This is a genomic window from Flavobacterium plurextorum (assembly GCF_002217395.1).
Lineage (GTDB): Bacteria > Bacteroidota > Bacteroidia > Flavobacteriales > Flavobacteriaceae > Flavobacterium > Flavobacterium plurextorum.
The window spans coordinates 112709-124683 of record NZ_MUHD01000006.1 but is presented as its reverse complement, the minus strand read 5'-3'; the positions used below and the strand labels follow the sequence as shown (position 1 = coordinate 124683).

The window sequence follows — 11975 nt, the reverse complement described above, 5'->3', positions numbered from 1 at the left end:
CTCCTTTTCAAATTCTACATTAAAAAAAGCCTTTCAGCAATAAAACTGAAAGGCTTTTCACGGTTTCTACATATAAGTCAAAAACAATAAGGGAAATCTCTCTTTATTTTACAACTTGGTTGTAAAAATCGAAAAGAGACTGTACGTTGCCTGAACAAATTAAAGGTATCGCTTCGGTCAATATGTCTTCATCCCAATCCCACCACTTGATATCTAACAGGATCTGAATCTCTTCGTCCGAAAACCTTTTTTTTATCAGTTTTGCCGGGTTTCCGCCGACAATAGTGTAAGGGGCAACATCTTTGGTGACTAATGACCGACTACCGATTACCGCCCCGTCACCGATTTTCACTCCTGACATAATCATTGCCTCGCTCCCTATCCAAACATCATTACCGACAACTGTATCGCTCGCGTTTTCAAATCCGTTAATTGCTTTATTGAATGCTTCAATCTCCGGCATATAAAAAAAGGGAAAACTGGATATCCAATTATGTCGATGCCCTTGATTGCCCGCCATTATAAAACTTGCACCGCTACCTATGGAACAGAATGAACCTATGACCAATTTATCAACGTCATCTCTATCTGGAAATAAATAGCGAGCGCAGTCATCAAAAGAATGTCCATGATAATAACCGGAATAGTAGGAATATTTCCCAGCTGTGATATTGGGGTTTGTAATATGGTCTTTAATTATTTTGCCCTTAAATGGGCTATAGAAAAAATTCATCTTTTTAGCATTTATTATTAAATAATTCAATAGAATGTCAGGGCAACATCTATTGCCTTGACAGAGATTATATGTTCCTAAAAATATGCTAATCTGATTTTTTCATACAACAAAGGTAAGTAATTCTAAAACTTGTTTTGAAAATAAGGATAATCTCTATTATTTTTTTGTCTTGTTTTCTTCATTCGTTTGGCAAACTGTTCTTCCTCGTAGTCCTCGCTCTGTACTTGGGGCAACAGACTGAACAATCCCAAATCAGAACTCTGCGAATGTTCCTGTGTGATAAATTCGAAAAGGTCTTTTGTCGGTTGGTGGTTTATTGTGTTCGTATTGGAAACAGGACTGTCCTGTATTTTCAATTCGGGTTTGTTACCATTGTTCCACCAATCGTTAAACAGATTGGCAGACAGGTTTCTGTCTAACTGCGAGCCATTCCAAACAGTACGGCTACCATTGTCAATAAACGTGATACCGTAAATCCGTCCGTTGTCGTTCCTACGGACAACTGTCTGAATATTCTGTTCGGCAAGTTGCTTTTTAAATTCCTTTTCGTTGTCTGTGGTATGAATGGCCAGCTCCACCGTATTTTTGAGAACAGACCTCGCAGGATTGGTTTTGATTTTCTCTTTCGACTGTTCAAAGTGCCGTTGTAATCCGTTTACTCCTGCGTGCTTGCCAAACAAAGACGCTTTAAACGGATTGCTTGCCTTTTCTCCCTTGTCGTCCAAAGCGAAATATATCAATCCGTGTACAGGCTCTCCGTTCCGCTCGCCCTTTATTTCCTCTGCCGTGATATTAAAGAACGAAAGCAAAGCGTTGTATGCTCCGAGACTTGTGTATTGGTAATATTTCGGCAGATGCCGAACCACCGAAGCGATTTGGCTTTTAATATCGTCTTTCTGTTGTTCTACCTTTTTGAAAATCTTATCGGCTTGTTTCTGCTCTTGCTCGGTGGCTTTGTGCAGGTTGTATTTCGTTTCCAAATCACGACAGATAGCCATTGAACGTGGGTGGTCGTAATCATCGGGGATTTTCCTGCCGTCAATGCCCACGCAGGTCGAAACAATGTGTATATGCGTTCGGTCAATGTCCGTATGTTTGAATACGATATACGGCTGATTGCCGTAGCCCATACGCTCCATATATTCCTGTGCCATTTCGGTAAACTGTTCATCACTTACCTTGTCTTTCGGATCGGGGTTCAATGAAATATGCCGTACCGTCTTTTCCGTTCGGATATTTGCGGACAAATACGGCTCAAAACACTTGTTGAAATATTGGACGGAATATTTGCCGTTCATCGTGTCGGGTATCTTGTTCAGCAACAGAACCGCTCCGTTTTCCGTTTCCACTTTCTGCTGATTGTACAAAATCGCTCCGTACATATTGCTTCCCTTTCCGATTTTTGCAATCATTTTCTTACTCTTTGTTTAGGTATTTCTTTTCAAATTCATCGGTAAGGACTAAAACTTTGAGCAATAACTCTTTCATTTCTGTGGTCTGTTTTTCCAATTTGTAGAGGTATGCCAATGCTTTTTTCTCCGAAAAGTGCGTGTTCAACAGCTTTACAATCTGATTGTAATTGGTGGCTATCCCTCTGAACTGTCCGAAAAAATTGGTCAATCCTGCGTGGTATTCTACCGCATTCATATCAATTTTTACGGTCTTTACCGTCTTTTGAAAGATACAAGCCGTAATGAAATGTGCCATTACGTTCATTCCCGATTGGTCGAAAAGGGCAAGGAATTTGGCATTATCTTCATCGTTCAGGTTAAAGGAATACCGATGAACCGCAGGGTCAATCTTTGGTTTTCTACCTATCTTTTTAATCTGTTTTCTGTTCATTTCTTCCATAATCAAATCCATTTTAATGTTCATCGAAACTGCGACTTCGGAGCGGTTTTCAGCTCTCCGCCAGCTGGCGGACAAGTGCTTTTGAGGTGCCGAAATTTATTTCGAGGACCTCAAGAGATAACTTGCTCTGAACAGGAGTTCAGAAAATCCGTCCTGCGGAACGGATTGGAGTCAGCCGAAAAAAAGCAATCCGAAACTGTTTTCATATTGTCCGTAAATACTTTGATTTTGAGAAGCTAAACCTATTCCGTTATTCCTTTACAAAATAAAGGAGTAATCCGCTTTCGGCACTCGGACAAATACTGCCACTGAACGCCAAATGCTACCAATCGTATAAGAAAAATTGTAGTAGATTGCCGGCAGGAAGTCAATCAGTCTGCCAATCGGGAATGATTGATGGCTATCCGCAATGCTGATGCTCCTGCATTCCTGCTATCATGCTCGCAAGAATGCAAGCCCGATAGTTTGACGGCTCGCAGGCAGGCTGATGATTTTTGTTGAGCCGTTATTTCATAGCGGAACGGTGTCGGATGTCAGTAAGTCACTCCCTCCTAAATAATTTTCCAAAAGAAAAAAACAGAAAAAAAAGAAAGCCATTCAAACAAGGCGGACAGGCGGAAAGACCAAAAGGAAACGGAATAAGTCCCGAAGGGTGGCGAAGCCATTATGCCGTAGTCTTTTGGTCGGGCGGGTGCGGTGGCTGTCCGCTTTATCTTTGCTACCTTTTTGTTCTTTTTTGGGAAATGGTTTTATAATGCCTTTGACCGTCAAATACTGCAACATAATGACAATGGTAAATAAGGCATTTCTTTATGTCCTATCTTGGGAACGGATTTGAATTATAATACCCGAAAGCTAAAGTTGGTGCTATGGCAATTTCTGAAAAGGATTGACAAAAATTGGAACTTTGCAGAACAACAAAGCAACTGACAGCCAACAGCCCTAAAGGTCATTTGTAAAGTGAGACCTTTGTTTACGGAGCAATCCAAAACAAAGGTTTTTTTGTGCACCTATTCGGCAACTGAACGCCAAATACGACCTCTGACTGCAACATTGGAAAGTCGAACACCCTTTAGAAGTAATTTCAAACTGAAGCTGATTGTCAGCTTCAGTTTTTTACGAACATAAAGGAGGAACAGCGATGAAAAAAAAAGAGAAAAAACAGGGAACTCCCGAAATCGACAAGACCATTTTAGAAATTAACGAGCAAAGGGAGCGTGAGAAAGAAGAAAAATTTGTAGATTTAATAATCGAAATTATTGTGTCAGCAACGTTAAGGGAATACTATGAAAAGAGCGATAAGATACCTACGTTTCAGTCAACTCGGACAAAGTAACGGTTCAATAGAAAGACAGGAGCTTTATACCGACCAATGGCTGAAGTTCAACGATGTCGAACTGGTCGATACCTTTATCGACAGGGGCAAGAGCGCACGGACATTCGACCGCCCCGATTTTATCAAACTAAGGGAGTTCATAACCACACACCACAGGACGGTCGATTACCTATTGGTTGACCAACTCGACCGTTTCAGCCGTGATGCGGGGGAAGCGATGAGCATGGTCAAGCTCCTGCAACAGAAGTACAGCATACAGGTCGTAAGCGTGACAGAGGGCATTACCTTTGATTATGACACACCTGGCAGTTTCTTCCGTGCAGGGTTACAACTTTTGCTTGCCGAAGAGGACAATATCAACCGCAGTATCAAGGTCAAGGGCGGTATCTATACCGCAAAAGCCAAAGAAGGAAGATATGTTTACAAGAACGCACCGTTCGGGTACAGGAAAGAGGGAGAACGCAAGGAACGGCGGTTGGTCATCGAGGAAACAGAAGCCAAGATAGTCCGCTTTATTTACGATTCATATCTGCGGGATACACCGCTCTATCTGATAAAGGAGCAAGCCCAAAGGTTGGGCTTTCCGACAAAGGGCAATATGGCTATCGAGCGTGTACTTAAAAATCCGACCTATGCAGGTTTGCTGAAAGTGGAAGCCTACAAGGACTATGCGGGCGGTCTGTTTGACGGTATTCACGAACCTATCGTTGACAAGACCACTTGGATGATGGTACAGGAGAAAATGAAACGCCCCGAAAAGACAAGAACGGTTATTGATGACGAAATCCCTTTGCGTGGGGTATTGAAGTGCCATTGCGGAAATCCGCTGTCTGGCGCACCGTCAAGGGGCAAATCGGGTAAATATTTCTATTACTACAAGTGCAGGTACTCTAAGCACAACAATATAAGTGCGATAAAAGCCCATAACCAATTTTTAGAAGCCTGTGAACTGATGAGCCTGCCGAGTACAAGGGTAAGGAAGATTAGGACAGTAACGAAAAGCTCTCTCGATTTGGAAATGGAAAACAACCGTAAAAAGGTCATCGAAAAGAGAAACCAATTACAGGAAGTCGAGGAAAAGCTGTTTTCGGTTGAGGAAAAATGGATAAAGAACGAAATAAACAAGGACACCTATGACCGTTGGTATTCGATATACAACAATGAGATACTGAACCTCAAAGGAGCTATTGAAAGGTTAAGCAACGACAAAAGCAAGGCTTTCGGTATCTTGGAAGACAACCTTAACCTTTTAACGGATATGCGACACGTATATACTACTTCCGACACCCTCCAAAAGAGAGAATTTGTAAATATGGTGTTCGACAGCAATCTGTACTATGAAAATGGGATTTATCGAACACCCACAATGCTCGGTTTGGTGTCGCATAACCATTTGAAAATGAAAGAAAAAGGATTGCTAATTTATGAAAAAAAAGAGGGTCTTCTTGATGAAGACCCTCTCAGCGGAGAAAGAGGGATTCGAACCCCCGGACCTGTTACAGTCAACAGTTTTCAAGACTGCCGCATTCGACCGCTCTGCCATTTCTCCAGTATGTTGCTATCGTTTTCTGATTGCGAGTGCAAAGATAAGGTGTTTTTTGAATTGTGAAAATTTTTTTGAAACTATTTGCGAAAAAAAATGCTATAAAAAAAGAAAACCCTTAACGTAAGTTAAGGGTTTTAAAGTTTAGCGGAGAAAGAGGTTCCTCCGACTTTATAAAAATCCTAGTAAATACAAAGGCTGTAATATATTATTCAAGTTTGGGGTCACCAATAGGGTCACTTAACTTTCAGCATATTAAATCATTACAATGTAAAGATAACGATATCTGTGTAAACTAGTAATTTTAGACACCTTTTTATTTTAATCATACTTAGATAATATTAATTTAAAAAAATTAAAATATTAATAAAATTAATTTAAAAATGATCTATTTTTGCAGAAATTACCATTAAAAAAAACTTTTGAAAAGCTTAATCATAATAGCACTTTCCATTTTAATTTTAATGCCATCTTTAGGCAGCCTGTTTGTATATGCTTCATTTAAATTAAATCAGCAGGAAATAGCAAAAACTATTTGTGTACAACGTAAAGTCGCTTTTAATAAATGTAATGGTCGATGCGAGCTTCAAAAAAGTATCAAAAAATATTCTGATAACGAAAGAAAAATGCAGGACAGTCTAAAAGATAAATTAGAGATTGTCTATATTCAAAATACTGCTGAAGTTAATTTCAGTTTGATTTCGGTTATGGAGTCAAAAGAGAATACTTCTATTTTATTGGAAAAGAAACCTATCAAGGCTTCTAATCTTACATTTCACCCCCCGCTGGTCTAATTTTTCAAAAATCAATTTTTCGGTTTAAAAATTTGACGGCATTATTTTATGATGCAAAAAAGGTATGATGCATTTTTATATCGCTATGATGTGATGCATTCCGAAAACTCAGGTTTATCCAATAGATTTCTGTTTTCTGTCTGGACCTATTTTTTAAAACAATAAACAATTGATTTTATTCCTTACCTAATTGAAGATGTATTTTAAGATATTTTTCAGTTAAAAACACCCATTTAAATTTCACGGCACTTTGGTTTTTGAACCTAATAGCTTTGTGCTGCATTTTAAACAGTTTTATACCTTCATTACTAATGAAATCTTTTAAAATTTTAGTAATTGCACTATTAGGTGTGATTACTTCCTGTACCATTGATAAAACAGATTATCAAGCCGAAATTGATGCTGAAATTCCTGAATATTATGAGTTTAAAGAAGCTGTTTCGTTAACAAACGGCAACTATAAAATAAGTGTCGAAGCTTTAAACGGAAGATTTTATAAAGGTTATAATGAGCTTCATTTAAAAGTCGTCAATACACAAACCAATCAAAGTGTAAATACGACAGCGGTAACTTTTTTGCCAATTCTGAGTAATTCTGATGGAAGCCACACTTCTTGTCCGCATGAGTACAATCCGGAATATGATAATGCAAATAAATATTTTGTGGGTTATTCTGTATTTACAAGCGAAACAGCTGAAGGAAACAGTTGGAAATTATATGTGAGTTTTACCGCAGACAATCAGAAGATTGAGGTTAATAAAGATATTTCGGTTGCCAAACAAAGCAATAAAAACCTTAATATGACAGCCTTTACAGGAAAAGACAACGAACAATACGTCATTGCATTGGTTTCGCCTCAAAAACCAACCGTTTCTGAAAACAAATTAACAGCGGGTATCTACAAATACAACAAACCAACAACTCCTGCCGGAGCTTTTCCAAATCCTGCTCAGTTTTCGTATTCAGAAGTAAGCGGATATACTTTAAAACTAGATCCAAGAATGCCTGAACCTTCAATGGGTAACCATTCTTCGCCAAATAATCAGGATTTAACACAGCAAAACGATGGTTTGTATCACGGAGTTGTCAATTATACCATGACAGGAAACTGGACCTTAAATTTAATCATGATGAATCAAAATGGGCTCATCATAAAAGGAACTGTAGTTCCAACAGATTTTACGCCAGGAGTTGAAGGCGTGAAAAGTGAGCTTTATATTGATACCTTATTCTAAAAACATGAAATATATATTAATGTTACTTTTTCTGGGAATGTCTGTAACGGCTCAAAACACGCACGCACATCATGATAGCATAAAAAATCTTGAAGAAGTAAAAGTAAAAAACGCAGTAAAAAAGAAGATTGAAACCGAAATGAAAATGGCAGTTTCTGTAGATGAATTTCTATCATCGTCTGATAATATAAGCTTTATAAAACGCGGAGCTTATGCCTGGGAACCATTATTAAACAACATGAGCACAGAACGTTCAACGGTTACGATTGACGGAATGCATGTTTTTGGCGCGTGTACTGATAAAATGGATCCGATAACTTCATATGTGGAGAGTAATAACCTTTCGACAATTGATATAAAATCCGGGCAGGAAGGAAGCCTTCACGGTTCAACAATTGCAGGAAGTATCGATTTAAAAAGAAAAAGCACTCCGTTTGGTCTTGCCAAGAAATGGAACGGAGCGTACCAAAGCGGATTTGAGTTTAATAATAAACAGTTTTTTAATCTTGGAAATGTAGCATATTCTGGTAAAAAATTTGTTGCAGAAGGAAGTATTTCGTACCGAAAAGCAGATGATTATTATGACGGAAATGATGATGAAGTAAAACATTCACAATACAAAAAGTTTAATACATCATTAGGTTTTGCTTATAAAACAACTGATTTATCATCGGTACGATTAGATGCTATTTTTGATATGGCAAAAGATGTTGGATATCCAGCGCTACCAATGGATTTATCGCTTTCCCGTGCCTTAATTACATCAGCTTCTTATAAACAACTATTTGAAGATGGATTGGTAAAAGTAATTGACTCAAAAATCTATTTCAATGCCATCGAACATTATATGGATGATACAACCCGCCCTGAAAACCTGGTTCATATGGATATGCCGGGCTGGAGTACAACGTATGGTTTGGTTTCTAAAGCTAATTTGAAAAAGAACAGTTATTCATCTGAAATACAATTGAATGCTTATGATAATTTGTCTATTGCCGAAATGAGAATGTACCCTCAGGATAGAAGCAAAAGAACGATGTTTGCTTACAGCTGGCCTTGGGTAACAACACGTTATGTGGGACTTTCGATGAATAATTCGTGGGATCTTTCAGAGAAAAGTCAGGTGAATTTGGGTGGATCTTTGGGCGTAAATTACAATTACTCTAAATATGTTGAATTCAACTGGATTTTTCATCCCGGAGCACCGCAGGAAAAAACAAGATTTTTACCAAGTTTACACGCAGGTTACAATCTTGATATTGATCATTTTAACTTTTCTGTTGGAACAGGTTACGGACATAGAGCACCTTCTGTTTCTGAAGGTTACGGATATTACATTTACAATAGTTTTGACCGGTATGACTACATTGGAAATCCTGATTTGAAAAATGAAATTTCGTATGAAGGAAATGCAAGCGCAGGTTTTAAAAACGAAAGATTAAGTATTCAGGGAAAAATCAATTATTTCTACATTGAGAATTATATCATTGGAAGAATTTTAAGTATGGGAAGTCCGATGAATTATCAATCGGTTGGGGTAAAAGGATATACTTCTTTAGATTATGCAACGCTTTTGAATATGTCTATGAATGCGAGTTATGATATTTTGGAACATTTGCATTGGAACGGAAGTTTAACCTACGCACGCGGGATGGACAATAACGGTGGTAATCTGCCTTTTATTCGTCCGTTGAGTTATTTGACTTCACTTCATTTTATGCATAAAAATTTCGGAATCCAGACTTCTGTCAATGGAGATTTTGAGCAGATTAATTATAGTCCAGAATATGGAGAAGACTTAACAGGAGCTTATGTTATCTGGAATCTTTCGGCCAATTATTCATTCAAAATCAATCAGGTAAAAACCGTGGTTCAGGTTGGGGCAGAAAATTTGTTAAACGAATATTACAGTACTTATGCCGATTGGGGAAATATTCCGAGAATGGGACGTAATATTTTTACTTCTTTAAAATTCAATTTCTAATAAAAATGAGAAAAGTTTTTAGTATCACCATGACAATGCTGTTTCTGCTGGTTTCTTTCCAGCAGGCATTGATTATTGTGCACTTTAAACTCAATCAGCAAAGTATTGAACAGGAATTTTGTGTCAACAAAGCCCAGCCGAAACTCCAATGTCACGGTAAATGTCATTTGAAGAAAGAGCTTGAAAAATCAGATGCTACCGATTTGGAATTGACCAGTATTGGCAAGAAAATCGATATGGTCCAGATTTGGAATATTGAATTTAAAGTTCCTATTTTAAAATTGATAAAATCTAGTAAAACAACCATTTATAAAGAATTGGGCTTGTTAGAACCCTGTCTGGAAATTTTTGTACCGCCGCCTATTTATGATGTAGTACCTCGGTTTAAATCTTAAATAGAAATACAAAATTTTAAAAAAATGCAAAATTTAAAAAAATACCTTTTAGTATCGATTGCCTCTTTGGCATTAGTATCTTGTTCAAGCGATGATGACAATCCAGCAGCAAACAATTTAACATTGGAATTCAATAACACTTTCAAGAGTACAACAATTGTTTTAGGAAATGCGGCTTCAACTTCTGCTACAGCAAATACATCGGCAGCAGGACAAGTGCATCATTTTTCGGAATTGAAGTATGTCATCAGCAATATTCGTCTTGTGAAAGATAACGGAGATGAAGTTCCATACAATGTAAACGATTTGGATAAAGGCGCAACAGTAATCGATCAGGCAAAAACTGCTTCATTGAGTTATGTTTTAAGCAACGTTCCATCTGCAACTTTCAAGCAAATTAAATTTGGTTTAGGGATTAAACCAGAGCAAAATACATTAGATCAAGTACGATTTCCTAATTTTTATGCAGCAGCAGGAGCAAATGATACGCAAATGATGTGGGAATGGGGAAGCGGTTACCGTTTTACAAAGATTGAAGGTTTTTATGCGACCGATAATAAAGCAATGTCTATCCATACAGGAAGCACGGTTGAAGGAACTTCTCCAAACTACACACAAGGTGTAAATGCTTACAGAGATGTAACCTTAAATCTTACTGCAAATGCAGTTGTGGGAAGCAAAGCGCCAAAAATTAAAATTAAAGCAGATTTCGATAAATTGTTAAGCGGAAAAATAAACACAATTACGCTTTCAACTGGAACAGGAATGAATGACAATGCTACGCCAAATGTTCATACTGCAGCTCAAATGGTAAAATTTGTAGATAATTTGGGCGGAAACGGATCAAGTGATATTACAGGAATGTTTTCGGTTACAAGCGTCGAAAACTAAATTCATATTGCAGAACTGTCTGAATTTTAAAAGACAGACAGTTCTGTTTTAAATTCATTTAGAATGAAAAAAATAATTGGTTTCTTATCGATTTTAATAGTGCTGATATCTTGTAATAATGATGAATCAGATATGATTTCTATTGATAATCCTGAAGTCGAGCTGCAAATTCCGTCTGGATTTCCGGAGCTAAATGCTTTTGTGAGCCAAAACAAACCAACAAAATATGGCGTGGAATTGGGAGAAAAGCTTTTTTCTGAAAAGAAATTCAGTGCAGACAATACTATTTCGTGTTCGAGCTGTCATATTCAGGCCAATGCTTTTACAGACCAAAAATCTCAAGCTGTTGGAATTTCTGGCAGAATTGGACTTCGAAATACGCCGTCGATTCAGAATTTGGCTTTTATGAAGTTTTACAATTGGGACGGCAGTAAATTGCAATTGGAAAATCAGCCTTTGGTTCCTATTATTACGCACGAAGAAATGGATTCTTCTATTTTGGAAGTTATTGGCAAAATCAAAGACGATTCGGTTTACAAGGATTTATTCAGAAAAGCTTTTGGAGATGAAAACATTACGCCCGAAAGAATTTTCCAGAGTATTGCCCAATTTGAATACACTTTAATTTCGGCAAACAGCAAATACGATAAAGTAAACCGAAAAGAAACAGCTTTTACAGAAAGTGAATTGGAAGGTTATAAAACCTTTCAGCAGAAATGTGCAAGCTGTCATTCGGGAGAATTGTTTACTGATCAGAGTTTTAGAAATATTGGTTTTCCTTTAAATACCAATACAAATGAAGCAGGTCGCGGCAGAGTTACGGGAATTGTTTCTGATTTTATGAGTTTTCGTGTTCCTACTTTGAGAAATATTGAATATACTGCTCCTTATGGAAGCTTCGGTCAGTTTGCTAATTTAAGATCAGTTTTGGATTATTTTGATAATGGTGTCTTAGAATCAGATAATCTTGATCCGATTTTTAAAAATAACGGGGAAAGAATTCCGTTAACCGAAGAAGAAAAGATTGATCTTATTTCTTTTATGAAGACCTTAAGCGATATTGAATTTATAGTGAATTAAAGATATATCAATTAAAAGACCTTTAGTGCACATTTTGAAAGCAGACATTATAGGATTTTATCAAATCTGAAATTAGAGTGTAATATTTAAAAAGCCTGTTTATTTTAGATAAACAGGCTTTTCACTTTAT

General features: G+C 37.4%; 11 protein-coding genes, 1 tRNA gene and 1 pseudogene. 9 read left to right on the top strand and 4 right to left on the bottom strand.

Going from position 1 to position 11975, the window contains the following annotated elements; all coding sequences use genetic code 11:
* Nucleotides 1-103: 103 nt before the first annotated feature.
* The 3 genes from catB to mobA form a co-directional block, all read right to left on the bottom strand.
* Complete coding sequence (gene catB / locus B0A81_RS04335) at nucleotides 104-733, bottom strand: type B chloramphenicol O-acetyltransferase (protein ID WP_089056877.1); 630 nt, start codon at nucleotides 731-733, stop codon at nucleotides 104-106.
* Between the two features lie 125 nt (nucleotides 734-858).
* Nucleotides 859-2148: a conjugal transfer protein MobB gene (gene mobB, locus B0A81_RS04330; RefSeq protein WP_089056876.1), complete on the bottom strand. Its 1290-nt coding sequence runs from the start codon at nucleotides 2146-2148 to the stop codon at nucleotides 859-861.
* A gap of 4 nt (nucleotides 2149-2152) precedes the next feature.
* Nucleotides 2153-2587, bottom strand: a complete 435-nt coding sequence (mobA, locus tag B0A81_RS04325) for a conjugal transfer protein MobA (protein ID WP_089056875.1) — start codon at nucleotides 2585-2587, stop codon at nucleotides 2153-2155.
* Nucleotides 2588-3117: 530 nt separating this feature from the next.
* On the opposite strand from mobA, the gene B0A81_RS04320 reads away from it, so the two are divergent.
* From B0A81_RS04320 to B0A81_RS21970, 3 genes and pseudogenes are all read left to right on the top strand, one after another.
* The gene (locus B0A81_RS04320; RefSeq protein WP_089056874.1) at nucleotides 3118-3342 is read left to right on the top strand and encodes a hypothetical protein; all 225 of its coding nucleotides are present in this window, start codon (nucleotides 3118-3120) and stop codon (nucleotides 3340-3342) included.
* A gap of 344 nt (nucleotides 3343-3686) precedes the next feature.
* Nucleotides 3687-3923: a hypothetical protein gene (locus tag B0A81_RS04315; RefSeq protein ID WP_244281269.1), complete on the top strand. Its 237-nt coding sequence runs from the start codon at nucleotides 3687-3689 to the stop codon at nucleotides 3921-3923.
* Nucleotides 3874-4662 (top strand): annotated as a pseudogene (locus tag B0A81_RS21970) (recombinase family protein); the annotation flags it as partial. The gene B0A81_RS04315 and the pseudogene B0A81_RS21970, both read left to right, overlap by 50 nt.
* Nucleotides 4663-5387: 725 nt before the next feature.
* Here the strand turns inward: B0A81_RS21970 and B0A81_RS04305 are convergent.
* Nucleotides 5388-5472 (bottom strand) — tRNA-Ser (locus tag B0A81_RS04305).
* 416 nt (nucleotides 5473-5888) lie between these two features.
* Here B0A81_RS04305 and B0A81_RS04300 point away from each other — a divergent pair.
* The 6 genes from B0A81_RS04300 to B0A81_RS04270 all read left to right on the top strand — a co-directional run bounded on the left by B0A81_RS04300 (nucleotide 5889) and on the right by B0A81_RS04270 (nucleotide 11845).
* Complete coding sequence (locus tag B0A81_RS04300; RefSeq protein WP_089056872.1) at nucleotides 5889-6260, top strand: hypothetical protein; 372 nt, start codon at nucleotides 5889-5891, stop codon at nucleotides 6258-6260.
* Between the two features lie 311 nt (nucleotides 6261-6571).
* Entirely contained in the window at nucleotides 6572-7495 is a 924-nt protein-coding gene (locus tag B0A81_RS04290; protein WP_089056870.1) for a hypothetical protein, read from the top strand.
* A 4-nt stretch (nucleotides 7496-7499) separates the two neighbouring features.
* Complete coding sequence (locus B0A81_RS04285; RefSeq protein WP_089056869.1) at nucleotides 7500-9479, top strand: TonB-dependent receptor plug domain-containing protein; 1980 nt, start codon at nucleotides 7500-7502, stop codon at nucleotides 9477-9479.
* 5 nt (nucleotides 9480-9484) lie between these two features.
* Nucleotides 9485-9874: a hypothetical protein gene (locus B0A81_RS04280; protein WP_089056868.1), complete on the top strand. Its 390-nt coding sequence runs from the start codon at nucleotides 9485-9487 to the stop codon at nucleotides 9872-9874.
* 24 nt (nucleotides 9875-9898) lie between these two features.
* A complete protein-coding gene (locus B0A81_RS04275) occupies nucleotides 9899-10765 on the top strand; it encodes an MbnP family protein (protein ID WP_089056867.1) in 867 nt (288 codons plus the stop codon).
* Between the two features lie 63 nt (nucleotides 10766-10828).
* Nucleotides 10829-11845 (top strand): cytochrome-c peroxidase, encoded by a 1017-nt coding sequence (locus B0A81_RS04270; RefSeq protein ID WP_089056866.1) that lies wholly within the window; start codon nucleotides 10829-10831, stop codon nucleotides 11843-11845.
* Nucleotides 11846-11975 lie beyond the last annotated feature (130 nt).